We start from the raw sequence: 26,515 nt of genomic DNA, 5'->3' as shown, positions 1-26,515 counted from the left end.
GATGATCTCCTGGGTTTTCTCATGCCCCAGATATCGCTCGGCAGTGCGCCCGGAGGTACTCGTCTGACGGCTAGTTACTGGTTTGACTGGCCATCTGGTCAGGTCGCGGCAGTTCGAGCCGCTCCGCACATATAGTCATCATCGCGCCTGAAAACACGGAGCCCCGCCAATGGCCCTCGCCGCCCACAAGTTCGAAACCGACGACACACTGCTCGACGCCTATTCGATGACAGTCGCCGACGCCGTCGACCGCATCGGCCCAGCCGTCTGCCGCATCGAGCGCGTCGGTGGCCAAGGTGGCCATGGCTCCGGCTTCGTCATCACCCCGGACGGGCTGGTCGTCACCAATTTCCATGTCGTTGGCGATGCCAAAACGGTGCGCGTCTCTATGCCCGACGGCGCCTCCAGCGAAGGCCGCGTGCTAGGCCGCGACCCCGACACCGACATCGCGCTGGTGCGCGCCGATGGCAGCTTCACCGAAGTCGCGCCGCTCGGCGATTCCAAGCGGCTGCGGCGCGGCCAGATCGCCATTGCCATCGGCAATCCGCTCGGCTTCGAATGGACCGTAACGTCGGGCGTGGTCTCCGCACTTGGCCGTTCGATGCGCGCCTCGACCGGGCGGCTGATCGACGATGTCATCCAGACCGATGCCGCGCTCAATCCCGGCAATTCCGGCGGACCGCTGGTGTCGTCGGCAGGCGAGGTCATCGGCGTCAACACCGCCATGATCCACGGCGCGCAAGGCATCGCCTTCGCGGTCGCTTCCAACACCGCCAATTTCGTCATTTCGGAGATCATCCGCTTCGGGCGCGTGCGCCGTGCCTTCATCGGCATCTCGGCCGACACCACCAGTTTGCCGCGCCGCGCCGCCCTTCTGTCGCAGGTGACCACCAGTACGGCGGTACGGCTGCGCAGCGTCGAGAAAGACGGACCCGCGGCGAAGGCCGGCCTCAGGGAAGGCGACATCATCGCGTCAATAGACGGTCGCCCGGTCACCGGCGTCGACGACCTCGTGCGCATGCTCGACGCCGAACGCATCGGCCGCGAGACGCTGTGCACCGTGGTGCGCCGCACCGGCGTCAGCCAGGTGACGGTGACGCCGGTAGCAAGGGCGAGTTGAGCCCTTATCGAGGCTTGAGCACCCGCCCGAGCAGCGACACCAGCAGTCGCGCAAGGTCACCGGTCGGGTCGAGGTCGGGATCGTAGATCGTCATGTCCAAGCCGGTGCAGCGCTGGTCCGCTGTCAGCGCCGACAGAATGGCAACGAGTTCATCGGGGTCGATGCCGGGGCTGCCGGGCGAATCCACCGCCGGCATCACCGTCTGGTCGAGCACATCGACATCGAGATGCAGCCAGTAGGGACAGCCGGCGCGCGCCAGCGTCGCTCTTGTCTTTTGCAACACTCCAGCCGCGCCGAGTTCCTGCGCGGCAAAGACGTCGATGCGCGTCACGGCGGTCGCATTGATGTCGGGCCAGGCAAAATCGGCATCGCGGCTCTCGCGTTCGCCGATCTGAACCACCGCCTCGTCGGCGACGAGCGGACCGACAACACCTGGCCATTGCGCCAGCAAAGCCTCGCCGCGTCCGGTGGCAAGTGCCAGATCCATGCCGGCAACCGAGCCGAGTGAGGCATTGACATCGTAGTTGCCGGGATGGCGGAAATCGCTGTGGCCATCGACATGGACCAGGGCGACCGCGCCCGAGCGCCGCGCGGCGACCAGTGCGCCAAGCAGGATCGAGCAGTCGCCGCCGATGATCAGCGGGAACTCGCCTTGCCCAAGCGCACCGGTGACGATCTCGGCAAGATCGAGGTTGAAGCAGCGGATCGCCGGACCATTACGCAGCCTAGTGCCCGGTTGCGGTTCGGTACTGTAGGCGGGTCTGTCGAGATCGACCACCCGCCCCGGCGCCAGCGACTCGATCAAACCAGCTTCGCTCAGCGCCTGCGGCGCACGCCAGGTGCCGGGCACATGGCCCGGCTCCAAGGGCCGAAGGCCGAGATTGGATGGCGCACGAACAAGGCAGATGTCACGCATGCGGCAGGCCCAGCTTCAACATCACCAACATAGACCGCATGGTGCGGGTCCGGCCACAGCGGCCGGAGCCGCTGCCGACATTTGCTGCCATTGTTCAGGCGCCCGCCGCGCCCGCCGCGAATTGCGCCTGAAATTCCGGGCTGAGCGGGATCGGCTTGATGACGTCGATCAGCACGCCATTGGGATCCCTGGTGATGAAATGGCGCTGGCCGAAGAGTTCGTCGCGCAGCGGGCACAGGATCGGCAGGCCGGCCGCAACGATCCGTTCATAGACAGCATCAGGATCCCTCACCTCGAAATTGATCAGCAGCCCCGATGTGCGGCCGCGCCCCCCCTCGGGGATCGTCTCGTGGTCGCCCTGGACGATACCGAGATTGACCCGGCGATCCTCGGCAGACTGCAGATGCACATACCAGTCGCTCGCAAACAGCGGCTTGAAGCGGAAGTGATTGATATAGAAGGCTTTTGTTCCGGCTACGTCGCCCGTCATCAGCACCGGATAATAGCTCGTCGTCTTCATCTTTCTTTCTCCCATCAGCCAACATACAGTTTGCATGTAATTCGAAATAACATACAGGCTGCATGTATGCAACGAGAAACCCCGCGCCGCTCCAACCGCGACCGCACCGAAGCGACGCGCGCCGACCTGATCGCCGCGGCGCGCAAACTGTTCATCGAAAAGTCCTATGCCGAGACCGGCACGCCGGAGATCGTTGCGGCCGCCGGCGTCACCCGCGGCGCGCTCTATCACCACTTTGCCGACAAGCAGGCGCTGTTTGCCGCCGTGGTCGAGCAGGAGGCGGCGGCGGTGGCGCAAGAGATCGAGCGCGCCTCGCCGCCTTCTTTGTTTGCCCGCAATGCGCTGATTGCCGGCTCGGACGCCTATCTCGCCGCCATGCGCGCGCCCGGCCGCACGCGGCTCTTGCTGCTTGACGGACCGGCCGTGCTTGGCCGCGCCGCCATGGATGCGATCGACAATCGCCACGGCAACCGGTCGCTGCGCGAAGGCCTGGTTGCGGCGATGCGCGAACAGTCGATGACCAGACTGCCTGCCGATGCGCTGACCGCTTTGCTCGCCGCTGCCTTCGACCGCGCAGCACTTGCCGTCGAGGCCGGCGCCTCGGCCGAAGACTATCGCGCCGTGCTCATGGCTCTGATCGATGGGCTGTCTCCGGCTCGCCCTCAGGCAGGTCGTCCGGTTCGAACTCGTTGAAGCAGCCGAGCTGGCGTTTGAACTGGTCGATCAGCCAGGCCGCCGCCGGTTTCGGGCTGCGGTCGGCGCGGTGCATGGCATAGAGCGATGAGCGCACCTCGCTAAAGGGTTCAAGGTCGAGTTCGACCAGCCTGCCGCTGGCCAAATCGTCCGCGATCAGCCAGCGCGGCAACCCGCCCCAGCCCAGCCCCTCGCGCATCAACGTATGCTTGATACGCACGTCTGTCAGCCGCCATGTACGATAGGCAAAGACGCCGAAGTCTCGTCCCTTGGTGCGTTCCGACTGGTCGGTGACAACCAGCTGGGTGTGCTCGCGCGCATCCTCGAGCGCCACCGGTTTCGGCAGCAGTGCCAGAGGATGGGTGGGGGCGGCAGCCAGCACGATCGACATGAAGCCGATGCGCACGAGATGCACGTCGACCTCGCCCAGCAGGCCACCGATGCCAAGATCCGACTGTCCGCTGACGACATGGTCGGGGATCAGACCGAGCGTGCCGATATGCAGTCGCATCATCACGGTCGGGAACTGCGCCTCGAACGCCTTCAGCACCCGCACCAGCACCGGCGAGGGCAGCGCCGCGTCAACCGATACCGAAACTTCAGCCTCCAGCCCCTGATGGTGACCGTCGGCACGCGAACGGATGCGCTGCAGCACGCCGACCATTCGCCGGGCGTCCTCCAGCATCGCCCGGCCGATTTCGGTCAACTGCGGCTCGCGCGTGCCCTCGCGCTCGAACAGTTTCAGGCCAAGCTGCGCTTCAAGATTGGCGATGCCGTAGCTGATGACGGACTGCGCGCGGTTAAGCTTGCGGCCGGCGGCTGAGAAGCTGCCGGTGTCGGCGACCGCAACCAGGATCTGCAATTGGTCGAGCGTCGGATTGGGCTGCACGGCATACCTACTTTATGGATGGATCATATAGATAATATACCAGTTTTTTGAATGGGTCGGTAGGCCCATATCAGGCGGGAGAAATCAATTCCCACTGGAGAGAACCGCTATGTCTATCCTGCTTGTAACCTCGAGCCCGCGCGGCGCTGCCTCGCACTCGACCCGTATCGCTACCGAATTCGCTGAAAAGCTCGTCGCCGCCGACCCGTCGAATACGCTCGTCGTACGCGACCTCGTGGCCAACCCGCTGCCGCATATCGACACCGATTATGCGACCGGCATCTACACCCCCGTTGAAGCCCGCACGCCGCGCCAGGCCGAAGTCGTCGGCGTCTCCGACATCGTGCTTGACGAACTGTTCGCAGCCGACACCGTGATCCTGGCCACCGGCTTCATCAACTTCAACATCTCCTCGACCCTGAAGTCCTGGGTCGATCACATCTCCCGCTCCGGCAAGAGCTTCTCTTATGGCGAGGGTGGTCCCAAGGGCCTCGTCACCGGCAAGAAGGTCTATATCGTACTCGCCTCGGGCGGCATCTATTCCGAAGGTGCGGCCGTGCAGTTCGATCACGCCATCCCCTATCTGCGCGGCGTGCTCGGCTTTCTCGGCATGACCGATGTCGACGTCATCCGCATCGAAGGCGTCGGCATGGGCCCTGATGCCGTCACCGCCGCGCTCGCCAATGCGACGGCCAAGGTCGACGCCGTGGTGGCCAAGACCGCGAGCGCGCAAATCGCCGCGTAAGCACACCCCGTCATTCGCATTGAAAGGCAGGCGCTTCGGCGCCTGCCTTCTTGCTGTCCGGGGCCGAGAGCAGGGTCCACCGGCAGATGGCGTGGTGTTCGTGGCGGGGTTTTCGATGGCTGCCAACTATTCTTGCCCGTCCATCAGCTGGCCCTCATAGGCTTGGAGCCCCCGGCATCGCCATCGGATTTGCCGTTGGTCCACGGCCAATCTGTTTTTGCACCGACGGATCGGGCTAAACTCGTGCATCCCTGTCAAAACAGAGAGGCAACTTATGGCCGAATGTCGGAGTGGAGGAGGGAACAACGGAATTGTCGCAAGCGCTGTTGCCGACGACGATCCGCGTCTCGCGTTCATCTATCAGGAGGCGGTGAGAGGTCTCACTCAACAGCAGACGCTTGTGGAGAACATGAGCACCCGCGCCGACAGCCTTGTCTTTGCCACCGCATTTGCCAACTCGCTACTCGGCGGTGCGGCGCTTTCCAACGGGCTTGGGCTTTGGGATTGGACCGCAGTGGCCCTGTTGTTCGGCATCGGGCTGATCGTCTTCATGCTTTGGCCCTATCACCAATATACATTCCGCTTCGATCCGGAAGATCTGCTTGATCAATATGTCGACGGCGACAGGCCGACGACAATGTCGGCCATGCGCCGCGCGCTTGCCCTTCGGATCAAGGCGGACATGGCCGGCAACTGGCGAATTATCCAGTGGCTCCGGCTAGCGTTGCAGATTGCGCTGGTTTTTCTGCTGCTCGACATCCTGGCTTGGCTTTTGGCAATTGCGGGCATCTGATCACGTCTCAAGGTGCACCGGCCTCGGTCGCGCATCATACCTGCGTCCTAGGAAATGGACAGGATCTCAAGTTCGCGCGGCCCTAGCTGGACAAAGTCGCCAACGGTTTTTCCGGTCAGCGCGATGGCAACCGGCGAACCATGCGATATGGAAGCTTCAGACGGGTTGGCCTCATCCTCTCCGACGATGCGGAAGGTCTGAGTGCGGCCATCATCACGCTTGAAGGTAACGGTGTGCCCGAAGGCGATCGCCTCATTAGAGGTGGGCACCGGCATAAGCTGAGCCGTACGCACGCGCTCGGCATAGTAACGCATATCTCGAACCGGAACCGCTGACTGGCGTCGCCGCTCATTGACATCTTCCAGCACGCTAGCGGCCTCGAGAGCTTGCTGGGCGCGAGCCAATTCAACCTGCAGCATCTTGAGGCCCGCTTCCGTGACAAGGTTGACCCGATCGGAGACAGGGCGAGCCGGCAGGATGGTTTCCGATGCTGCCTCGGCGCTTTCCTCCTTGGCAAACGCTACGCTCAATTGTCGATACTTTCTGCTTGCGGCCCACTGCCATTATTCGAGATTCTGGCGACGGATGACCGGCGCAAAACCTATGTTCGGCGCCTCGACCAGTTCGGCCCTTACCCGAACATCCTCTCGCCTTGCTCGTCGACCAGCTGCATGCCCTTCTTGATCGAGATGTCGACGGCGTCGTCCAGTCCGGCAAAGCGATCGGCGCGGATGAATTTGTGTTCCTTCATCACGCCGTCGACTTCCTTCGAAACCACGCCGCAGGTCTGGTATTGGCCCCCCTCCGCCTTGTAGGGCGTGGCGCTGATCAAAAATCCCTTGTGCTCAACCTGCTTTGCCGGTGCTGCGCTCTTGGGCTCGCCCGCCTCACCGCCGCCACCACCGAAAAGACGTTTCAGAAAAGACATGGGGCTTCCTCCAACGGCAATCATCCTGCACCACGTCTCGCGGTGCAGGATGATTTTCAGTACCGTTCCTCAGTCGAACGGGCAAGGGTTCTCGCCCGGGGTCAACCGCGCGATAGCGCTTCCAGGGCTTCAGCGGCGGCTTCCAGGACTGCAATCGCCTCGGCCTGCTTTTCAGCCGGCGCGTCGACGAGATCGCCGAGCGCGGCACGCAGCCGGTGGCGCACGGCGCGGAACTCCTCGCGGGCATCCGAGCGACCCCGTCCACCACGCCGTCCGCCTTCCTCGCCGTCGTCGTTCCAGCCGAACCAGTCCCGCGCTTTCGCCATCTTGCGGCCGAAGCGCTCGAGATGCTCCAGCACGCCGTCGATCATCTCGCGGTTCTCGGCGAGATGCGCCTGCCCCGCCTCGGTGATCGAAAACACCTTCTTGTTGCCGTCGGCGGCTGAAGCCGCATAGCCGGCCTCTTCCAGGAAGGTCAGCGTCGGATAGACGACGCCCGGGCTCGGGCTGTAGATGCCGCTGGTGCGCTCTTCCAGCGCCTTGATGATGTCGTAGCCGTGGCGAGGCGCCTCGGCCAGCAGCGACAGCGTGATCAGCTTGAGATCGCCGTCGGCCAGCATGCGCCCGGCGCGAAACATGTCGCCCGGGCCGCCGCGTCCACCGCCACGTCCGCCGTGGCCGAACGGACCAAAGCCGCTGCCCCCTCTTCCACCAAATTTGCCTGCCATGTGCAGGAATGCGCGCTCGGCGCGCTCGCCAAAGGGATGATGTCTGTGCATGAATTGCTCCTTGAGTTATATCTTACGATACATCTTAATTAGGCTTGCCCCGCCGACGAGTCAAGATATATCTTACGATGTATCTAAAGGCGGCGCCAGAAGGTTGATTTCGCCGCCGCCGGCAGCTAGAAAGCGCGTGAGGGCCAAAACCTCTCCGTAAGCGTCTGACGTCAAGCAACGCATCCACCCCGGTCTTTCCGGGCAGTTCCGCCGGAAACCCGGCGCAATGGATGCCAAATGCGACGGACCGGATGTTTCAGGAAAATCCAGAAATGACCACGACCCGTAAGCGCGGCAAGCTGCCGGCGCGCTATGCCGCGATCGTCAGCCCGCTGGTGCTGTCGCTGCTGATGACCTTCATCGTCTCGTTCATATCGACGCTGAAAAGCCTTGGACTGCAACCTGATTTGCCGGCTGTCTGGCTCACTGCCTGGGGCCTGTCCTGGCTGGTAGCGTTCCCAACGTTGCTCATGGTGCTGCCGGCGGTGCGCCGCATTGTCGGCTGGCTTTGCGAGCCGGCGTCCCGGTAACGCCCATGACGGTAAGGCCCGCAGATATCTTCGGGCCTTGCCTCGCTACCAGCGGCCCTTGCGCCGGTTCCAGGCATAGAGAAGATCGGCGAAGCGATTGTACGCGAACCGCGTCAGCGGCAGCGCGACCGGATTGCCGAAGAGCGTCGCCAGCCAGCCCTCGCCCGGCGTCGCCCGCCAGACGGCAACCGCGACATCGGCGCCGACCAGCAGCCTGCCTTCGGCATCGGTGGCATGCAGCCGGCGGCGTATGTCCTCCAGCGAGGCGCTGTAGCCAGAGAGCGCCGCCGGTTCGAGGTTGATGTCGCGGAATTCGATCCGCCCGGCCTTGATCGCCTCGATCAGCCGCCGTTTCTGCCGGGTGATGCCGCCATCGCAAACCGGGCAGCGTGTGTTGTACCAGACGGTCAGCGCAGGCTTGGACATGGCGCGACTATCGCCTTGACGGCACGGCCCCGCAATATGACGCCGAGCCGCACGGACCCACGCCCAGCGCTATCCAAGCGAAGTGACGATCTCGCGATAGGCAAATTCCGGGAAAGCCTTGAGCGTTCGCGTCTTGACGCTGCCACCCGTTGCCAGCATCAGGGCGAAACGAGCAAGCACAGCATCGTCGGGCGCCTCGATAATCGCCACCATGTCATATTCGCCCATAGTCAGGTAAAACGCCTTGAACGAGCCGCCCATGTCGGCCAGTTGCTTCTTGGCGGCATCGAGCCGCTTCGGCGACTCTCGGATATTTCTGGCGCCCTGTTCTGTCCAGTTCATCAGCAGGATGTAGGTTGTCATCACACACCTCCCTCCGGCGCCACGGAGCACGGCTGAGGACATCAGCCGGGGCGGACATCCGGTTTTTCGCCCAGAACATGCATCCGACCAGGCAAGTATCCTCCCGACGGAGATGGGCGACAAGAGCCTTCACCCGGCAACAAAAAGGGCGCCATCGGCGCCCTTTTCGAATGCTGGTCTGTTGCCGGTATCAGCTGTCGAGGAAGCTCCTCAGCTTGCGGCTCCGGCTCGGGTGCTTGAGCTTGCGCAGCGCCTTGGCCTCGATCTGGCGGATACGTTCGCGGGTGACCGAAAACTGCTGGCCGACTTCTTCCAGCGTGTGGTCGGTGTTCATGCCGATGCCGAAGCGCATGCGCAGCACCCGCTCCTCGCGCGGCGTCAGCGAGGCGAGCACCCGCGTGGTGGTCTCGCGCAGATTGGCTTGGATCGCCGCATCGATCGGCAGGATCGCCATCTTGTCCTCGATGAAATCGCCCAGATGCGAATCCTCTTCGTCACCCACAGGGGTTTCGAGCGAGATCGGCTCCTTGGCGATCTTCAACACCTTGCGCACTTTTTCGAGCGGCATTGCGAGCTTTTCTGCCAGTTCCTCCGGCGTCGGCTCGCGGCCGATTTCATGCAGCATCTGGCGCGACGTGCGCACGATCTTGTTGATCGTTTCGATCATGTGCACCGGGATGCGGATGGTGCGCGCCTGGTCGGCGATCGAACGCGTGATCGCCTGCCGGATCCACCATGTCGCATAGGTCGAGAACTTGTAGCCGCGGCGGTATTCGAATTTGTCGACCGCCTTCATCAAGCCGATATTGCCTTCCTGGATCAGGTCGAGGAACTGCAGGCCGCGATTGGTGTATTTCTTGGCGATGGAAATGACGAGGCGCAGGTTGGCCTCGACCATTTCCTTCTTGGCGATAGCGGCTTCGCGCTCGCCCTTCTGCACCTGGTTGACGATCTTGCGGAATTCCAGGATCGAGATCGCCGTCTCGGTGGCGAGGTTCTGGATTTCCGAACGCAGATCCTTGATCGCGTCCTTCTCGTTCTTGGTGAATTCCTTCCAGCCGCGCGAGGTCAGGTTGCCGATCGAGCGCGTCCAGTTCGGGTCGAGCTCGGAGCCCTGATATTCCTTGAGGAACTCCTCGCGGCGCACGCCATAGCTTTCGGCCAGGCGCAGCAGCTTGCCTTCGTTCTGCACCAGCCGCTTGTTGATGTCGTAGAGCTGCTCGACCAGCGCCTCGATGCGCGCCGTGTTGAGCGACAGCGACTTCACCGCCTTGATCAGCTGGTCCTTCAGCTCCTTCAGGCGGCGGTCCTGGCTGGGCGACAGCGTGCCGGTCGCGGCCAGACGGTTCTCGACCTGCTGGTCCTGCAGCTTGCGCAGCTTCTTGTAGGTGTCGGCGATGACGTCGAGCGTCTCCATCACCTGCGGGCGCAATTCCGCTTCCATCGCCGCCAGCGACAGGCTCGCCTCGTCCTCGTCTTCCTCGTCGTCATCGACCAGGCCGCGCGTGTCGGCGCCGACATTGGTGATGTCGTCTTCCTCGTCGCGTCCACGCCTCGGCTTGTCCTCGGCCTTGGGCGCCTCCTCGATGCGCTCGACCACCGGCGCCTGCTTGGCTTCGGGGCCCGCATAGGTGGCTTCGAGGTCGATGATCTCGCGCAGCAGGATCTTGGATTCGTTGAGCTCGTCACGCCAGATGATGATGGCCTGGAAGGTCAGCGGGCTTTCGCAGAGGCCCGCGATCATCGTCTCGCGGCCGGCCTCGATGCGCTTGGCGATCGCGATTTCGCCCTCGCGCGACAGGAGCTCGACCGAGCCCATCTCGCGCAGATACATGCGCACCGGGTCATCGGTGCGGTCGGTCGGCTCTTTCTTGGTGGTCGTGGCGGCGACGGCGGTGCCGGTCTGCTCGGCCAGTTCGTTGGCGTCTTCCTCGGCGTCGGCATTGCTGTCGGCGGCCTCGGGCTCCTCGCTCTGATCGTCGTCCTCGACCACGTTGATGCCCATGTCGGACAGCATCGCATTGATGTCTTCGATGCGATCCGGATCGGTCTCTTCCGACGGCAGAACCGCGTTCAGTTCGTCGAGAGTCACATAGCCGCGCTTCTTGGCGGCCTTGATCATCTTCTTGACAGCATCATCGGAAAGGTCGAGCAGAGGCCCATCGGTGGCGCCTTCACGTTCGGTCTCGACCTCTTCCTTTTCCTTTGTCGCCATAGTCTTTATCTTCTCCTAGCGGCCGAGCATCGAAGCCGCGTAGCTGCCGCACCGGTCAAACTACATGCGCTGGTGGCGCTTAACCGGGCCGGTAACCGAATCAACTCTTTTGTTTGTTCATATCGTGCCCCCAAAACCGGTTTTCACTTTTGGGCGATATGCATTAAGTCCAGATTAACCCTGATATCTGTGGCAGGCTGACAGCCTGTCCAGTGATCAGCACCTCGCGTCAGTGCATTTCCATCGACGCCGGCGCGGGTTAAGGTTTCGAATCGTCCTGATTCCGTCATTCTGCCAGAAGGTCAAGCGCCTCTCGCATGATTCGCATCAAAAAAGCGAATCAATTACCCGACTTAGAGGCGTCGATTCGACGCGCAGCACGTACAACATTCATTCTTGCGCAGGTTTCGACCTAGACGCGCCCACCCCTGCCCGAGGATACACCGAACCCTTCGATCAGCGCTTCCGTTGCTTGTACATCACGGAATTGCGCCTGAATCTCGATGAGGTGCCGGTAGTTTTCGTCAGTGGGATCGCTGGCGAGCGCTGCTTCCGCCTGTTTCAGCTCCTTATGTAAGGTGCGCGCGCTGCGCTGCAAGTGCAGCGCCTGGTTGAAGGCGTCGCGGGCATCGTCAAGCGCTGCGGTTTCCAGCGCGGGCCATTGCCTGGCCCGTTGGATGAGCGCCACGGCGCGCCCCCAGATATCGCTGCAGCCGGCACGTTCGATGGTGGCGATCACCGCGCTACGGTCATTGGCCATGTCGTGCGCCATCGCATCGAGGATGGCGGCGTGCAGCCGCTGCAGATCGGTGTTGGCGAGATCGAGGAACTCGACATGGGCGAAGTTCTCGTCGATCAGCGCCGGATGGTTGACGAGGGCTACGATGATCGTCGCCTCGCGCACCGACATCATCTCGCCACCGCGTTTGACCATGGCGGAGCGGCCGAGGCTTTCGGTGATCGCGGCGCGCGCGCCTGCCCCGCTGCCTTTGGCGAACTGTCCGCCGGGTGCGGGCGTTTTGCCCTGCCCCGGTTTCCAGTCCTGGCGACCTTGCCGCACTTCGCGCTGGGCGCTGAAGAAGGTGAGCTCCCGCTCGCGCATCCACTGCTGGTAGTGGTAGCGCTGGCTCTCATCGCGGATGCGGCTGGTCAGTTCGCGCAGCGTCTTTGTCAGCCCCGCCCGCCGCTCCGGCGTGTCGAAGACGCCACCGGATGTCTCACGCATCCACAACAAATCAGCGAGAGGCCGCGCTTCCGCCAGCACGGCACGAAACGCGTCCGGCCCTTCTGCCTTGACCAGATCGTCGGGATCCTTGCCCTCCGGCAACAGCGCAAAGCGCACCGACCGCCCGGCCTGCACCGACGGCAGCGCGAGATCCGCGGCGCGCCACGCCGCCTTCAGCCCGGCCTGGTCGCCGTCGAAGCACAGCATCGGCTCAGGCGCCATGCGCCACAGAAGTTCGAGTTGGTTTTCGGTGAGCGCGGTGCCGAGCGGCGCCACGGCATTCTCGAAGCCGGCCTGCGCCAGCGCAATCACGTCCATATAGCCTTCGACGGCAATCACCGTGCCGCCTTTCGCCAGCGCTTTGCGGGCGCGGGCGAAATTGTAGAGCACGTTGCCCTTGTGGAAGAGCTCCGTGTCGGGCGAATTCATGTATTTGGCCAGCGCATCGGGCGCCAGTGCGCGGCCGCCAAAGGCGATGATCTTGCCGCGCGAATCCGGGATCGGGAACATGATGCGATCGCGGAACCAGTCATAGGAGACCGGGATGTCGTCGCCATGACGCACCAGCCCGCAGGCCTCGATGTCGGCCTTGGGCACACCCTTGGCGGCAAGATGTTCCTTCAGCGCATTGCGGCTGTCGGGCGCAAAGCCCAGCCGGAACGATTGCTGCGTCGCCGGCGTCAGCCCGCGATCCCTGAGATAGGCGCGGGCTTTTGCACCCTCCGGTCCTTGCAGCCGCTCCTGGAAGAAGGCAGTCGCCATCTCCATGACATCGGTCAGACTGGCGCGTTCCTTCTCACGCTGTTCTTCCCGCTCGTCGCGCACCGGCATCGGCACGCCGGCCATGTCGGCGATCTTCTCGACCGCTTCGGGAAAGCTTAATCCGTCGAGCTCGGTCAGGAACTTGAAATGATCGCCCGACACCGAACAGCCGAAACAGTGATAGCGGCCCTTCTTGTCCTCGCAGTGGAAGGAGGGGCTCTTTTCGCCATGGAACGGACAACAGGCCCAATAGTCGCCGCGCGAGGCGTTGGTCTTCTTCCTGTCCCATGCGACGCGCTGGCCGATGACCGATGAAATCGGCACACGGTCGCGTATCTCATCGAGAAAGGCGGGCGGAAAGCGCATTGGGGAACTCGTTTGTCCCTCATATAATCATGCTCGCGGAATCCGACGACCCTTATTGCGGACCATACCCGGTTTCCACAGCCAAAAAGCCCGGTTTCTACAGCCAAAAGAAAGGCGGCCGTTTCGGGCCGCCTCCTTTCAAGTCTCTGCATTGCGCCGGCGAGGCCGGGCTTAATGCGCGGCAATGGCGCCGAAGATGATGCCGGACAGGACGCTGACCAGCACATAGTCGTTGCCGACGCGGATCCATTCCTGGCCGCGGCCGGGGCGATGCAGGCCATAGCGGCCATAATCGCGGATCGGCTGGTGCCGCTTCCAGCTGGAATATTTCTGGCCATTGCGCCAATGGCTGCGCTTGACGACCACCGTCTTCTTCACGACGCGCTTCCTGACATCGACATGCTTGCCGGGCCTCTGCCAGTCGACCCGCGTGTAATTCGACTGCGGTGCGACCGGTGCGTTCACCGGTGCGGCCTGGCCGGTAAGCGAAGTGGCGGCCAGCATCGAGAAAGCGAGGGCGGAAAGAACAACACGTTTCATAGCGGGGCTCCTTGGTTGTCGATGCCTAGGGAATAGCGCCCGAAGGATGAACCGAAACTGAACACTAGCATTACATTTACGTAATGAAATCCGGTGCTTATCCTGGATATTTGAACATCATCGCAAAGGCGATTGCCGGGAGTCCGGCAAACCGGGACGATCCGCTGCCATCACCAGGGATCCGCCATGCAACCATTTGCGCATCCGTCCATTTTCCGACACGCCCTGTCGCGCCGCGACGGCTCTTGAAATCGACAAGATTTTATTACCCGGCTAAAATATTCCGGATATTGTTCAAGACTGTCATGACCATGATTCGCAGCCCCGTTTTCCTCCCTGCACTGCGCGCCCTCCGCGTCGCGGTAGCTGTCTGCGTGCGGGTTTCGAAATGAGCGGCTCCGTCGTCCTGCTGCATCTGGCGGGCGCGGTGGCGCTGATGCTGTTTGCCACCCGCATGGTCAAGACAGGCGTCGAGCGCGCCTATGGCGACGTGCTGCGTCACCGGCTGCGCTCCACCATGCGCAATCCGATCATGGCGGTGCTGGCCGGCTGCGGCCTGTCCATCGCGCTGCAGAGCTCGACCGCCGTCACGCTTCTCGTCGGCTCCTTCGCCGGCGCCGGCATCGTCTCGGGCATGTCGGGCCAATTGGCTGTGCGCGGCGCCGAGATCGGCTCGGCGCTGGTGGTCAAGCTCTTGACCTTCGATCTGACGCTGCTGGTGCCGATCTGCCTCGTCGCCGGCACGGTCATGTTCATGGCCACCGAGCGGCGCGATTGGCGCCAGTTCGGCCGTATCCTGGTCGGCATCGGCCTTCTGGTACTGTCGCTGGAAATGATCGGCCAGGCGTCGGAGCCGCTGCGGCAGAGCACGCTGATGCCGCTCATCATCGAATATTTCTCCAGCGACTACGTCACCGCCTATCTGCTCGCCGCGCTCGTTACCTGGCTCTTCCACTCCTCGATCGCCGCCGTGCTTTTGATGGTGACGCTGGCCGGCCGCGGCTTCATCCCGCCCGAACTCGGCATCGTGCTGGTGCTCGGCGTCAATCTCGGCTCGTCGATCATCGCGCCGCTGCTCACCCGAAGTGCCGAACCTGGCGTGCGCGTCGTGCCGATCGGCAATCTGTTGATGCGCGGCATGGGCTCGCTGATGATGCTGATCCTGTTCATGACGCTGAAGCCGCCGGTCGCCTTCCTCGGCGCCACCGTGCCCGACCAGATCGTCAACGCCCACATCCTGTTCAATGTGCTGATCCTGCTCGCCGGCCTGCCGCTTGCCAGCCTGATCTATCGTGCCTCTGAGAAGATCGTCGCAATGGGCACCAAGCCAGCGCCGGCTACAGAGCTCGATGTGGTCGAACTCTCCGCCCTCAACGACGGCGCGCTCGACGTTCCGAGCCAGGCGCTGGCCAACGCCACCCGCGAGGTGGTGCGCGTCTGCGAGACGGTCGAGATCATGCTCAAGCGCATCATCGAGCTGTATGAAAGCGCCGACGGCGACAAGATCAAGGCGCTGGCCGCCCTTGACGACCGCGTCGACAGGAAGCACGCGGCGATCAAGCTCTATCTGGCCAAATTGACCAGGAACTCGCTCACAGAGGACGAGGCGCTGCGCTGCCAGGAGCTGATAGGCGCCTGCGTCAAGCTCGAGCAGGTCGGCGACATCATCGTGCGCAACATGCTGGTGCATGTGAAGAAGAAGTTCGAGCGCGGGCTGGAGTTCACGCCCGAGGGCTGGAGCGAGCTGCTCGCCTTTCACACCTCGGTGCTGGCCAATGCCAGGCTTGCTTTCAACGTGCTGGTGTCGCGCGACCCTGAGACCGCCCGCCAGCTGGTGCTGGAAAAGGACCGGCTGCGCGACCGCGAAAAGGAAACCAGCGCCAGCCATTTCGTGCGCCTGCGCGACGGCACCGCCAAGAGCGTCGAAACAAGTTCCATCCACCTCGACACCATCCGCGACCTGAAGCAGATCAACTCGCTGCTGGCGTCGATGGCCTACCCGGTGCTGGAAGAGCGCGGGTTGCTGGGTGGGTCGCGGTTGAAGGCAAGCTGATCAAGAAAACCTAAAGCGGCGTCGATAATTTCTGCATTGCCCACGAACCCCATCCATGGTTTGAGGCGACCTTATCCGAGGATCGCTTCCGCCATGCTCCCGCTCATTGCCCTGTTCATTGCCGCCTTTGCTTTCGGCACCACCGAATTCGTCATCGCCGGCGTGCTGCCGCAAGTGGCCGACGGCCTTGGCGTTTCGATCCCGACTTCCGGCTATCTCGTCTCAGGCTATGCCGGCGGCATCGCGGTTGGCGGGCCATTGCTGGCGCTCGCCACCAAGGGCATTCCCCGCAAGACGCTGCTGCTTTGCCTGACCGTCGCCTTCACCATCGGCCAGGCCGCTTGCGCGCTGGCGCCCGATTTTGCCTCGATGCTGCTCTTGCGCATTGCGGTCGCCGTCGCACACGGCGCCTATTTCGGCGTCGCCATGGTGGTGGCTGTCGGCCTCGTGCCCGAGGACAAGCGCGGCATGGCCGTGGCTGTGATCCTCTCCGGCCTCACCGTATCCAATGTCATCGGCGTCCCGGCCGGCACCGCAATCGGCAATCTCTGGGGCTGGCGCGCCACCTTCTGGGTGATGTGCGCGCTTGGCGTGGTAGCCTTTGCCGCCATGGCTGCGCTTTTGCCGCGCACGACAGGCGCATCAAGGCCATCCGCCAGTCTTGGCAGCGAGGTTCGCGTGCTGGCGCGCCAGCAAGTCTGGACCTCGCTGATCCTGATGCTGATGTTGATGATCGGCCAGTTCGGCCTGTTCACCTACATCACCCCGACCCTGCTTGAGGTGACCCATCTCGACGAGGGCCTGATCCCCTGGGTGCTGCTGCTCAACGGCGTCGGCGCCACCGTCGGTGTGTTTCTCGGCGGCAAGCTTTCCGACTGGAAGCTGATGCCGTCGCTGATCACAATGCTTGCGCTGCAAGCGGTGATGTTGGGCGTGATCTATGCCGTCAGCCCCTACCCCGTGCCGATGGTCATCGCCATCGTTATCTGGGGTGGCCTCAACTTCGCCATAGGCACGCCGATCCAGACCCGCATCCTGGCCTGGACGGCGGACGCCTCCAACCTCGCCTCCTCGCTCATCCCCTCCGGCTTCAATGTCGGCATCGCGCTCGCCGCGTCGCTGGGCGCTGCCATGCTCAATGCCGGCTACGGCTATCGCAGCCTGCCGGTTGTGGGCGCTGCCGCCATGCTGGTGGCGGTGGTGGTGGCACTTGCCTCCTACATCTGGGAGGGGCGCAGCCGGGCAGCGCCGCCGCTGCCAGCAGCGGCCGAATAGCATCGGACTACAAATCGATCCGGAACAACAAACTCTCGGCGCCGCCATACGCGGCGTCCTTGATGAACGGACCGACCACACGGCCGCCATTGGCCAGCACCACCTTCTGCGAGGCCGGATTGTCGAGGTCGGTGGTGAGCTCGACATATGGCAAACCAACAGCCCTCGCCTCGTCCAGCATCAGCCGCAGCGCCTCGGTCGCATAGCCTCGTCCGCGCTTCCACGGCACCACGGCATAGCCGATATGGCCGAGCACATGCGACGGCAGTGCGGCCGTACCCGGCTGCCAGCGAAAGCCGATCGAGCCGGCGGCCTCGCCGTCCCAGATCCAGCGCCGGAAGCCCGGCAGCCGCGGCACGGTCGTGCCGTCCGGCAAGGTAATCGGGCCTCCTTTGGCCTCGGGATCGTCGAGGCTGGCAAGGAACGCCGCGGGATCCTCGTCGATCGCCGCAAGTTGCTCGCGCGTCGCTTCCATCAGCCGGACATTGTCCGGCGACCAGCCACGCTCGAGCGCCGCCTTGTAGGAGGGCAGATGTTCGAGCGTGGGTTTGACGATTTCGATCATGGTGGGTCTCTCCGGCAGGTCAACGCTTGCTCGCTTAAGCCGGTGCGGACCGTTTCTTGCCCAGAGGTAATGCCCCTGCTCTCCTTCGCCATTGAAGCGGTGTCGGCTCCTACTGCAGCAGGCCTTTGACGATGCCGCTGGCCTTGCCGAAATCCATCTGGCCGGCATATTTCTGCTTCAGCGCCGCGATCACCTTGCCCATGTCCTTTTGGCTGGCGGCACCGGTCGCAGCGATCGCCTCGCGCGCCGCAGCTGTTACGGCGGCCTCATCCAGCTGCGTCGGCAGGAAGCCGCGGATGATCTCCATCTCGCCACGCTCCTGCGCGGCCAGATCCGGGCGCTTGCCGTCCTCGAACGCCTTGGCCGATTCCTCGCGCTGCTTCACCATCTTGGCCAGGATCTGCAGGATCTCCTCGTCGCTGGCGGGGTCCTTGGTCGAGCCGCGATTGGCGATGTCGCGGTCGTGGATGGCGGCCTGGATCAGCCTGAGCGTCGGCAGCCGGTGCTTGTCCTGCGCCTTCATCGCGCTTTTCAGGGATTCGGCGATTTTTGCGCGCATGATGCTTTCTCCTTCGAACGGCGCGGACAATAACCGCGGCCCATCCGCAAAGCAAACGCGCCAAAGCCCTGATATCGTTCGACGAAACAAATGCTCGCCGTTTTTGGCACGGGCATCATTGACCGCTCTGGCGCCTTCCCCTATGTACTCGGCCTTGCACAAGACAAAGAATTGATGCGCGCAGGCTCGAGAGATCGGCCGCGCCGTTTGCTGCGCAGATGGCCCGCCATCGAAGCGCGCAGCGTGACAGGAGCGTCGCCATGGCCGAGATGACCCCCGAACTGACCCCGCCTTGGGCAACCGAAAAGCCGACCGCCGTCCTGGTGCTGGCCGACGGCACCGTCATCGAGGGTCGCGGCCTCGGCGCCACCGGTTCCGCCGTTGCCGAAGTCTGCTTCAACACCGCGCTCACCGGCTACCAGGAAATTCTCACCGACCCGTCCTATGCCGGCCAGATCGTCACCTTCACCTTCCCGCATATCGGCAACATCGGCACCAATGACGAGGACATCGAGGACTTGAACCCGGTCGCCCGTGCCGGCGCCGTTGGCGCGGTGTTCAAGGCCGATGTCACCAACCCGTCCAACTACCGCGCCGACACCGGGCTGGACCAGTGGCTGAAGAAGCGCGGCATCGTCGCGCTGTCGGGCATCGACACCCGGGCGCTGACCGCGCTGATCCGCGAAAAGGGCATGCCCAATGCCGTCATTGCGCACGCGCCCGACGGCATCTTCGACCTCGACGATTTGAAGCGGCGGGCCGCCGCCTGGTCGGGCCTGATCGGGCTTGACCTCGCCAAGGAAGTCACCTCCGGCCAGTCCTCGGTCTGGCGTGGAACGCCCTGGGTGTGGAACGAAGGCTTTGGCGAACAGGCCGAGCCGTCGATGCACGTCGTCGCCATCGACTACGGCGTCAAGCGTAACATCCTTCGCCTGCTTTCCGGCCTCGGCGCCAAGGTCACCGTGGTTCCGGCCGGTACTGGTTCGGAAGAAATCCTGGCCATGCAGCCCGACGGCATCTTCCTCTCCAACGGCCCCGGCGACCCGGAAGCCACCGGCGAATACGCGGTGCCGGTCATCCAGGACCTGCTCAAGACCGATATTCCGGTGTTCGGCATCTGCCTCGGCCACCAGATGCTGGCCCTGGCGCTGGGCGGCAAGACCGCCAAGATGCACCAGGGCCATCACGGCGCCAACCACCCCGTCAAGGATCATACCACCGGCAAGGTCGAGATCGTCTCGATGAACCACGGCTTTGCCGTCGATGCCGACTCCTTGCCCGAGGGCGTCGAGGAAACCCATGTCTCGCTGTTCGATGGCTCGAACTGCGGTATTGCGCTCACGGGCCGTCCGGTGTTCTCGGTCCAGCATCACCCCGAGGCCTCGCCCGGTCCGCAGGACTCGCACTATCTGTTCCGCCGTTTCGTCAATCTGATACGCGAAAAGCGCGGCGAGGAACTGCTGGCCGAACGGGTTTGATTTTACAGGTCTTCGCCTAGCCGTTGCCCAGATCGTGATGCTCCGAATAGCCGGAGTTACAAACGCGGCGCGATTGCCCTTGTCTTGGGTCAATGGAATAAACCGGTCAACCGGTCTGTTTGTGACGGCGCGAAGCGACGAAGGCTTCGAGAGGCCCGACGGCATCCCCTGAGCCCAAGCCCCCCTCATCGCTTCGCTTGCGCGCCGCATTAACGGACGAAGCACACACCTATGGCGGGTTCGAAGTTCGCGCCTGGGTAACCTTATGCCACCGGCCGGCCTTCGCTGGCCTCCAGTATGGCGAACCATTGCTGGCGGTCGAGGTCGATCTCCAGCGCCTTGACCATGGCGGCCAGCCGCTCGGGCTTCATCGTGCCCAGCACCGGCGCCAGCCGCGCCGGATGGCGCAGCAGCCAGGCGATGGCGACGGCGGCGAGATCGCCGGCGCCGATCTCGGCAGCCACCGCCGCGATTGCCGCCCTGACCCGCGCCTCGCGCCCTTCCTTGCCGGTGAACAGCAAGCCGCCGCCGAGCGGCGACCAGATCATCGGCGCATAGCCGAGGCGTTGCGCGTGATCGAGGCTGCCATCCATCAGCGCATTGGTCTTCAGCACCGACATCTCGATCTGGTTGGTGGCCAAGGCAAACGGCAGCCGCGAAGCCAGAAGGTCGAACTGCGACGGCGTGAAATTGGAGACCCCGACCGCTCTCACCTTGCCCGACTTGACCAGCCCGGCAAGGGCCGCCGCCGTCTCGTCGGCATCCATCAGCGGATCCGGCCGGTGCAGCAGCAACAGGTCGAGATAGTCGGTGCCGAGATTGGCGAGCGAACGGTCGACCGAGGCGGCAATGTGGGCCGCACTGGTGTCGTAATGCTTCAGCCGGTTCTGAGGCCGGTTGGCCGATGCCAGCATGATGTCGCATTTCGAGATCAGCTCGATGCTGTCGCGTTTGCCCTTCCAGCGCGACAAGCCGGCGCCAAAGGCAGCTTCCACCTGGTAATGCCCGTAAATATCGGCATGGTCGAAGCTGGTCAGGCCGAGATCGACCGCAGTGCCGATCAGCCGCGCGATCTGGTCGGCGTCCGGGCGCGCGGCGTTGTCGAGCAGGCGCCAGGCGCCGAACACCAGCCGCGACAGCGACACTCCGTCCTTGGTTAGCTCTATGCGGCTGTCATGGCTCATATCTGGGCTCCATCTTCCGCAGCGCCGGTGGCAACGCTTCTCACCGCCGTCGGCCTCGCAACTTTCGTCACAAAGACAATGACCGCAAGCGTCAGGAAGCACGCGCCAACCAGATAGGGCGCGCCGCCGAACACCACGGGCGCATTCGGTCCGGTGAACCAGGAAAAGATCGCGGTGTAGAGCAGCGGCGTGATGATCGAGGTGATCGAGAAGATCGACGTCATCGCGCCCTGCAATTCGCCTTGCGCCGACGGCGGCACCTTGGCGGCGGCAAGGCTTCTCAGCGGCGGATCGGCCAGTGCTTCCAGGCAGCCGACGACGATCACCGCATAAATCATCCAGCCTTGCGAGGCGAAGGCGTAGCCGAAGGCGCTGGCCGCCGTGAATGTCAGGCCGATGACCGCCGTCCTCCATTCGCCAAGTTTGGGGATCACGCGCGGCAGCACCGTCGCCATGACGATCGCCCCACACAGGCCGAAGGCGCCGAGCGAGAAGCCGATCTGCTGCTCGCTCCAGCCATAACGATAATTGGACACGAACGACCACACCGCCGGATACATCATGTGGCCGAGCGTCATTAGGAAGAAGGCGAGCCCGATCCAGCCGATGCCCTGATATTGGCGCATCTGCAGCAGCGTGCCGACCGGGTTGGCGCGTTTCCACTCGAAGCGGCGGCGGTGCTTTTCATCGAGCGTTTCAGGCAGGAAGAACATGGCGATGAGGAAGTTCACGAAGGCAAGCCCGGCGGCAAAGTAAAACGGCACTCGCGGCCCGAACGTGCCGAGCAGCCCGCCCAGCACCGGCCCAATGACGAAGCCGACGCCGAAGGCGATGCCGAGCAGACCGAAATTCTTCGCCCGGTTGTCATCGTTCGAGATGTCGGCAATGAAGGCCGACGTCGTCGAATAGCTGGCGCCCGAAATGCCGGCCAGCACGCGGCCGATGAACAGCATCGGATAGGACCAGGCGATGGCGCAGATCAGATTGTCGATCGAGAATGTAAGCACCGAGGCAAGCAGGATCGGCCGCCGCCCGAAGCGGTCGCTCAATCCACCCATGATTGGCGCGAAGAAGAACTGCATCGCCGCATAGACGAAGAACAGCCAGCCGCCTTCGATCGCCGCTTCGCTGATGCCGACGCCGGAAAGCTCCCTGAGAAAGGCCGGCAACACCGGCATGATCATGCCGAAGCCGATAATGTCGAGCAGCAGCGTGGTGAAGACGAGCGCAAGGCCCCGCCTGGCGGTTTTGGGGTCGATCATGATGGCGTCTGCTCCCTGAGACCGCCCTTGGGCGGGCGCCCGTTATAGGCGAGGCGCCACTTTGGAACAATAGGAGAACGCCTCAGGCGTTCTCCTCCTGACATCTGTTGCCGGTGGTGAATCGGCCCGCCGACGGATGCGCTTTGGACCGCGGTCGGCTGGAACTTGCGAGCGCCTCAAACCGGACCGGTCAGCGTGTTGCAATCCGACAGCTTGCCGCTCTTGTAGCCGCGCGCCAGCCAGGTCTGCCGCTGCTGCGACGTCCCGTGGTTGAAGCTTTCCGGCACGACATAGCCCTGCATCTTCTTCTGCAGCGTATCGTCGCCGATCTGCTTGGCGGCGTTGAGCGCCTCTTCGATGTCGCCCTGTTCCAGAATGCCCTTCTGCGCGGTGAAATGCGCCCAAACGCCGGCGAAGCAGTCGGCCTGCAGCTCGATGCGCACCGACATCTGGTTGGCTTCCGCCTCACCCATCGACTGCCGCATCTGGTTGAACTTGGGCAGGATGCCGGTGAGGTTCTGCACATGGTGACCGACTTCATGAGCGATCACATAGGCTTGGGCGAAATCCCCCGAGGCGCCGAACTGCTGGTCGAGCTGCTGGAAGAAGGTGGTGTCGAGGTAGACCTTGTGGTCGCCGGGACAATAGAACGGTCCGGCTGCCGTCGAGGCGGAGCCGCAGGCCGAGCGGATCTGGCCGCTGAACAGCACAAGCTTCGGGTCCTCGTATTTCAGGCCCTGCGACTGGAAGATGCCGGTCCAGGTCTCTTCGGTCTCGGCCAGCACGGTCGCCACGAACTGCTTCATCTCGTCGGAAGCAGGCGTGCCGGCGCCGTCGTCCTGGCCGCCGCTGTTGTCGGTAATCTGGCCACCGCCACCCGGCAGCACGCCGCCGCCGTCGCCGCTGCCCAGGATCTGCGACGGGTCGAAGCCGAAATACCATCCGGCCAGCACCACGAGGACGACCAGCAATATGCTGCCGCCGCCGCCGGTGCGGCCGCCGATCGGGATGCGGAACTGGCCAGGGCTGCCGCCGCCGAAACCACCACCGCCGCCGCTGTCGCTGCGCTCGTCCTCGACATTGTCACTCTGACGGCGGCCCTTCCAGAGCATGGCAACTCCCCGTATGCAAATTTCGGCTGGCTTGGCCGATGTCGTGGCCCACTCCGACCCAACAGACAATTATCGCAATGGTTGCGCCAAGTCACAGTATTTTTCGTGGCAGCGGCATCGCGTTCGCACTCTGGTCGAGGCGGCATGCGCGCTGTAGCATCCGGTTCGAACGGGGGTGTCGGGGACTTGCGGACAATCGGTCGATTTCTGCTGCTGGCGGTGGTGCTATGCCTCGGCCCGTCGCCGGCGCGCGCCGTGACGCTCGATTCCAGCGTCGCCGTAACCGATCCCGAGACATTGCAGGCGCTTGAGCGTGGCGGCCTGTCGATCAGCCGCCTGCTCGGCCCGGCGCTGGGTCTCACGCGCGAGGTCGACAATCGGGGCCTGTTTTCGGTGCGCGCGCTGACCCCTGTCCGCAACGCCGTAAAGCAGGAGATCGCCGACGAGCCTGCCAATAGCCCCGATCCTTACGTCGCGGCCATGGCCAAGTCGAAGGACACCAGCCAGAAATTCAACCCGAAATACATCGACGATGACGGCTCGACGCTCGACCTGACCGGCGTCGTCAACCGCATGGACCGCGGCTATCTCGGCCACACCGAATGCGGCGAGATCAGGCTGATCTACCGCTTCCATTATTCGGTGGCGGAGAAGCCCACGAAGGGAAAGACAGCGCAACGAATCTCGTCGCGGCTGCCGCTGACCATGAGCCTGGTCTTCAACGCCAGGCCCGGTGAGGCTCACGCCCGCGCTTCGAGAGACCGTCCAAGCGCCACCGCCGTTTCCTGTGCCGAAATCGCCAAGCGCTGGCTCGCCGCCGGCCAGAAGAACCTTGCGCCCGAGCAACTGGCAGCCTGGCTGCGCTCCGACGAAGGGCCGCTCTCCAACGCCATGCTGAATTCGTCGCAGATCATGCGGCTTGAGCTGAACATGCAGGTTCTCCGGCTGTCGGCCTCGAGCCGCCGCGACTTCGGTGGCCACGCCGAATATCTCCTCAAGATTTTCAAATGGGACCCAACGACGTCCACCTTCCAGGAATCGAAGATGGAGAACCAGATCGACCGGAAAGTGGTTCTGGCCGACCGGCCGGCCTTCGCCAAATGGCTGCTGACCGACCGCAACCTCTACGACCTCGATCGCGGCCGGCTGGTCATCGACGACAAATTCCTGGCGACCAGCGCCGTCTCGGTCGCACCCGGCGGCATGGCCAGGTCGCAAAACAATATCGCCTATGGGCTGCTCGACGATGCCGACATCGACAAGGCACTGCAGGACTATGTCGCCAAGGGCAACGAGCTGCGCAGCGTGAAATCGGTGGCCGGCTTCAATCTGCGTCTCAACGAAATGACCTGCACCGGCTGCCACCAGACGCACGGCATTGCCGGCTTCCACTATACAGGCGCCGATCCGGCCAACGAGCCGCGCCGCAACGCCGTCTTCGTCCCCGGCTCGGCGGTGTTCTTCGCCGACCTGCCGCGCCGCCGCGCCATCGTCGAGGACTTCGCCACAGGCGGCCATCCGGATTTCTCCCGCGGCTTCGCCGCCCGTCCGGACGCCAAACTCGCCGAAGCGCTGAAAGGCACCGATCTCTACAATGGCTGGGGCTCGATCTGCTACAGCGGCGAGGATGCCAGCTTCAAGGACTGGAGCTGCGGCGAAAGCCTGCGCTGCGCCGGCGTCCATGAAAGCGACATCCATCCGGGCTTCGGCACCTGCGTCAGCGAGGCGGCCACCGCAGTCGGCGACCCCGTCGAGTTCGGCGAGATCAAGATGTCGAGCTGGGGCAGCGACAAATATTGCCGCCTGTCGCCGGCCACCGCAAAAGCCTGCGCCATCGATCCGGCGCGCGACAAGAAACCGGTAATCAAGCTCGCCGGCTATGGCGCGGCGCGCCAACGCTACGACAACCCCGAGCAGAAGACCGGTGGCTTTCCCGGGGGCATGCTGCGCAAGGCAAGCTGCGACAAGCTTCCCGACGAGGCGACTTGCGGCCGCCTCGCCAAGACCGGTTTCAACGACTGCATCGCGTCGGGCAAGGACCACAAATTCTGCACCAAGGAATTCACCAAGACCGCCGGCCTGCGCGCCTGCGACAAGGCGCATCCCTGCCGCGAGGACTATATCTGCACCGCCGGCTACGACGATCTGGCCGCAGCCAAGCCTGGCAAGGGCTCCTGCATTCCGCCCTATTTCATCTTCCAGTTCCGCGTCGACGGCCATCCGCGCAGCTGGGTGCAGGACACCGAGGAATGAGCGGCAGGTTGCCGCTTGCGAACAGAACTCAGATCTTCTGCTTGGTGCCGGCGCTTTTGCCGTCCGAGCTTTTGGAGCGTTCCTCGAAACGCGCGGCGCCCTTTTTCAGCGCATGGCCGGTTTCGACCTCGGTCTTGCGTTCGTCCTTTGCCGCTGCCTGCCTCAAACCCTCGGCCGCCTGCTTGCCCTTCGCGGTCGGTGCCTGTTCGACGCCCATGTTTTCCTCCTTGGCGCGCAACAATCACGCGCAACGTCAGGAGCAACGAGCCTGACGTGCGGAGGTTCCAGTGGTGCGGCCCCGGCACCCCTCAGCGCGGCGCGATCATCGCCTTGCGAAAGGCTTCCAGCGTCTCGGCGCTGACATGATGCTCGATGCCCTCGGCATCGATGCGCGCCGTCTCGGCGCTGACACCGAGCGAACGCAAAAACGCTTCTACCGTCTGGTGGCGGATGCGGCTCTCTTCCGCCACCTTGCGCCCGGCGTCGGTCAGGAACACACCGCGATAGGGTTTTCTGGAAACGAGCCCGTCGGCGCACAGCCTGGTCAGCATCTTGGCCACCGTCGGCTGGGCGACACCCAGCCGCGCAGCAATATCGACCTGACGCGCCTCATTGCCGTCCTCGATCAGGTCGGCGATCAGCTCGACATAATCCTCGACCAGCGCGCCGCGGCGCGCTTCGCGCTGCTGCCGGAACCCTTTCGAATGAATCTCGGCGTCCGGCAGCGGCTCCTCGCGTCCAACCGGTCTGTGCTTCAGCGCCAACACGCGCTCCTTCCTATCTTTTGACAAGAATCGGCTTTGGGCAAAGCAATCGCCCTTTGCCATTCATAGCACGGGCTTAACTGTTCCAGCCGTTTATTTCCATTCCATGGCAGGCACAACCGGCGTTTGCGATCCCCTGCCGGCCTGCCGGTCGGCGCAACAGGAAGCACATACAATGAAATATAGCCTATTGCATAATG

The 26,515-nt window shown here is 63.6% G+C and carries 27 protein-coding genes; 9 read left to right on the top strand and 18 right to left on the bottom strand.

Annotation, left to right across the window (positions count from 1 at the left end):
* Positions 1–169 precede the first annotated feature (169 nt).
* Positions 170–1,120 carry a S1C family serine protease gene (locus tag NKL06_RS25390; RefSeq protein ID WP_023691509.1) on the top strand — a complete coding sequence of 317 codons (951 nt, stop codon included), beginning with the start codon at positions 170–172 and terminating at the stop codon, positions 1,118–1,120.
* 4 nt (positions 1,121–1,124) lie between these two features.
* Here the strand turns inward: NKL06_RS25390 and NKL06_RS25385 are convergent, their stop codons facing one another.
* Both NKL06_RS25385 and NKL06_RS25380 read right to left on the bottom strand, forming a co-directional pair.
* On the bottom strand, positions 1,125–2,036 hold the full coding sequence (locus tag NKL06_RS25385; protein WP_023691510.1) for an arginase family protein: 912 nt from the start codon (positions 2,034–2,036) through the stop codon (positions 1,125–1,127).
* A gap of 94 nt (positions 2,037–2,130) precedes the next feature.
* On the bottom strand, positions 2,131–2,556 hold the full coding sequence (locus tag NKL06_RS25380) for a VOC family protein (protein ID WP_023691511.1): 426 nt from the start codon (positions 2,554–2,556) through the stop codon (positions 2,131–2,133).
* A gap of 66 nt (positions 2,557–2,622) precedes the next feature.
* Between NKL06_RS25380 and NKL06_RS25375 the strand changes: the two genes are divergently transcribed.
* Complete coding sequence (locus tag NKL06_RS25375; RefSeq protein ID WP_023691512.1) at positions 2,623–3,249, top strand: TetR/AcrR family transcriptional regulator; 627 nt, start codon at positions 2,623–2,625, stop codon at positions 3,247–3,249.
* Here NKL06_RS25375 and NKL06_RS25370 read toward each other — a convergent pair.
* Positions 3,182–4,138, bottom strand: a complete 957-nt coding sequence (locus NKL06_RS25370; RefSeq protein ID WP_023691513.1) for a LysR family transcriptional regulator — start codon at positions 4,136–4,138, stop codon at positions 3,182–3,184. The two genes, NKL06_RS25375 and NKL06_RS25370, sit on opposite strands and share 68 nt — an antisense overlap.
* A gap of 109 nt (positions 4,139–4,247) precedes the next feature.
* Between NKL06_RS25370 and NKL06_RS25365 the strand changes: the two genes are divergently transcribed.
* Positions 4,248–4,883, top strand: a complete 636-nt coding sequence (locus NKL06_RS25365) for an FMN-dependent NADH-azoreductase (RefSeq protein WP_023672454.1) — start codon at positions 4,248–4,250, stop codon at positions 4,881–4,883.
* A gap of 217 nt (positions 4,884–5,100) precedes the next feature.
* On the top strand, positions 5,101–5,676 hold the full coding sequence (locus tag NKL06_RS25360; protein ID WP_245267073.1) for a hypothetical protein: 576 nt from the start codon (positions 5,101–5,103) through the stop codon (positions 5,674–5,676).
* Between the two features lie 47 nt (positions 5,677–5,723).
* Here the strand turns inward: NKL06_RS25360 and greA are convergent, their stop codons facing one another.
* From greA to NKL06_RS25345, 3 genes are all read right to left on the bottom strand, one after another.
* Positions 5,724–6,206: a transcription elongation factor GreA gene (gene greA, locus NKL06_RS25355; RefSeq protein ID WP_023691515.1), complete on the bottom strand. Its 483-nt coding sequence runs from the start codon at positions 6,204–6,206 to the stop codon at positions 5,724–5,726.
* A 101-nt stretch (positions 6,207–6,307) separates the two neighbouring features.
* Positions 6,308–6,604, bottom strand: coding sequence for an HlyU family transcriptional regulator (locus NKL06_RS25350; RefSeq protein ID WP_023691516.1), 297 nt, complete (start codon positions 6,602–6,604; stop codon positions 6,308–6,310).
* Between the two features lie 101 nt (positions 6,605–6,705).
* Positions 6,706–7,383, bottom strand: a complete 678-nt coding sequence (locus NKL06_RS25345) for a PadR family transcriptional regulator (RefSeq protein WP_023689755.1) — start codon at positions 7,381–7,383, stop codon at positions 6,706–6,708.
* Positions 7,384–7,655: 272 nt separating this feature from the next.
* On the opposite strand from NKL06_RS25345, the gene NKL06_RS25340 reads away from it, so the two are divergent.
* The gene (locus tag NKL06_RS25340) at positions 7,656–7,913 is read left to right on the top strand and encodes a DUF2798 domain-containing protein (RefSeq protein WP_023672449.1); all 258 of its coding nucleotides are present in this window, start codon (positions 7,656–7,658) and stop codon (positions 7,911–7,913) included.
* A 45-nt stretch (positions 7,914–7,958) separates the two neighbouring features.
* On the opposite strand, the gene NKL06_RS25335 is transcribed toward NKL06_RS25340, so the two are convergent.
* The 5 genes from NKL06_RS25335 to NKL06_RS25315 all read right to left on the bottom strand — a co-directional run bounded on the left by NKL06_RS25335 (position 7,959) and on the right by NKL06_RS25315 (position 13,810).
* Positions 7,959–8,339 carry a thiol-disulfide oxidoreductase DCC family protein gene (locus NKL06_RS25335; protein WP_023683796.1) on the bottom strand — a complete coding sequence of 127 codons (381 nt, stop codon included), beginning with the start codon at positions 8,337–8,339 and terminating at the stop codon, positions 7,959–7,961.
* Positions 8,340–8,408: 69 nt separating this feature from the next.
* Positions 8,409–8,702: a GYD domain-containing protein gene (locus NKL06_RS25330; RefSeq protein WP_023672447.1), complete on the bottom strand. Its 294-nt coding sequence runs from the start codon at positions 8,700–8,702 to the stop codon at positions 8,409–8,411.
* A gap of 190 nt (positions 8,703–8,892) precedes the next feature.
* Positions 8,893–10,917 (bottom strand): RNA polymerase sigma factor RpoD, encoded by a 2,025-nt coding sequence (gene rpoD, locus NKL06_RS25325; RefSeq protein WP_023672446.1) that lies wholly within the window; start codon positions 10,915–10,917, stop codon positions 8,893–8,895.
* A gap of 412 nt (positions 10,918–11,329) precedes the next feature.
* Positions 11,330–13,270: a DNA primase gene (gene dnaG / locus NKL06_RS25320; protein ID WP_023683795.1), complete on the bottom strand. Its 1,941-nt coding sequence runs from the start codon at positions 13,268–13,270 to the stop codon at positions 11,330–11,332.
* Positions 13,271–13,441: 171 nt separating this feature from the next.
* Positions 13,442–13,810 carry an RcnB family protein gene (locus tag NKL06_RS25315; RefSeq protein WP_023672444.1) on the bottom strand — a complete coding sequence of 123 codons (369 nt, stop codon included), beginning with the start codon at positions 13,808–13,810 and terminating at the stop codon, positions 13,442–13,444.
* Positions 13,811–14,198: 388 nt separating this feature from the next.
* Between NKL06_RS25315 and NKL06_RS25310 the strand changes: the two genes are divergently transcribed.
* Both NKL06_RS25310 and NKL06_RS25305 read left to right on the top strand, forming a co-directional pair.
* Complete coding sequence (locus NKL06_RS25310; RefSeq protein WP_023691517.1) at positions 14,199–15,863, top strand: Na/Pi cotransporter family protein; 1,665 nt, start codon at positions 14,199–14,201, stop codon at positions 15,861–15,863.
* 93 nt (positions 15,864–15,956) lie between these two features.
* Positions 15,957–17,138, top strand: a complete 1,182-nt coding sequence (locus NKL06_RS25305) for an MFS transporter (RefSeq protein ID WP_023807278.1) — start codon at positions 15,957–15,959, stop codon at positions 17,136–17,138.
* A gap of 7 nt (positions 17,139–17,145) precedes the next feature.
* Here the strand turns inward: NKL06_RS25305 and NKL06_RS25300 are convergent, their stop codons facing one another.
* Both NKL06_RS25300 and NKL06_RS25295 read right to left on the bottom strand, forming a co-directional pair.
* A complete protein-coding gene (locus NKL06_RS25300; protein ID WP_023672441.1) occupies positions 17,146–17,703 on the bottom strand; it encodes a GNAT family N-acetyltransferase in 558 nt (185 codons plus the stop codon).
* A 109-nt stretch (positions 17,704–17,812) separates the two neighbouring features.
* Positions 17,813–18,262, bottom strand: coding sequence for a GatB/YqeY domain-containing protein (locus NKL06_RS25295; protein WP_032888139.1), 450 nt, complete (start codon positions 18,260–18,262; stop codon positions 17,813–17,815).
* A gap of 260 nt (positions 18,263–18,522) precedes the next feature.
* Between NKL06_RS25295 and carA the strand changes: the two genes are divergently transcribed.
* Positions 18,523–19,740, top strand: a complete 1,218-nt coding sequence (carA, locus tag NKL06_RS25290; protein WP_081725362.1) for a glutamine-hydrolyzing carbamoyl-phosphate synthase small subunit — start codon at positions 18,523–18,525, stop codon at positions 19,738–19,740.
* Between the two features lie 263 nt (positions 19,741–20,003).
* Here carA and NKL06_RS25285 read toward each other — a convergent pair whose 3' ends face one another.
* The 3 genes from NKL06_RS25285 to ypfJ form a co-directional block, all read right to left on the bottom strand.
* Positions 20,004–20,924: an aldo/keto reductase gene (locus tag NKL06_RS25285; RefSeq protein WP_352581080.1), complete on the bottom strand. Its 921-nt coding sequence runs from the start codon at positions 20,922–20,924 to the stop codon at positions 20,004–20,006.
* Positions 20,921–22,186, bottom strand: a complete 1,266-nt coding sequence (locus NKL06_RS25280; protein WP_023683790.1) for a TCR/Tet family MFS transporter — start codon at positions 22,184–22,186, stop codon at positions 20,921–20,923. The genes NKL06_RS25285 and NKL06_RS25280 overlap by 4 nt, the downstream gene beginning before the upstream one ends.
* 176 nt (positions 22,187–22,362) lie before the next feature.
* Positions 22,363–23,298, bottom strand: coding sequence for a KPN_02809 family neutral zinc metallopeptidase (ypfJ, locus tag NKL06_RS25275; protein WP_023672436.1), 936 nt, complete (start codon positions 23,296–23,298; stop codon positions 22,363–22,365).
* 186 nt (positions 23,299–23,484) lie between these two features.
* On the opposite strand from ypfJ, the gene NKL06_RS25270 reads away from it, so the two are divergent.
* Positions 23,485–25,551, top strand: a complete 2,067-nt coding sequence (locus tag NKL06_RS25270) for a hypothetical protein (RefSeq protein WP_031207902.1) — start codon at positions 23,485–23,487, stop codon at positions 25,549–25,551.
* 28 nt (positions 25,552–25,579) lie between these two features.
* On the opposite strand, the gene NKL06_RS25265 is transcribed toward NKL06_RS25270, so the two are convergent.
* Entirely contained in the window at positions 25,580–25,768 is a 189-nt protein-coding gene (locus NKL06_RS25265) for a hypothetical protein (protein ID WP_023672434.1), read from the bottom strand.
* A 91-nt stretch (positions 25,769–25,859) separates the two neighbouring features.
* On the bottom strand, positions 25,860–26,315 hold the full coding sequence (mntR, locus tag NKL06_RS25260) for a manganese-binding transcriptional regulator MntR (protein WP_023672433.1): 456 nt from the start codon (positions 26,313–26,315) through the stop codon (positions 25,860–25,862).
* Positions 26,316–26,515: the final 200 nt, after the last annotated feature.

The sequence above is a fragment of the Mesorhizobium sp. C268A genome, assembly GCF_040324475.1.
Classification (GTDB): Bacteria; Pseudomonadota; Alphaproteobacteria; order Rhizobiales; family Rhizobiaceae; genus Mesorhizobium.
This window is presented reverse-complemented; position numbering and strand designations above follow the sequence as displayed.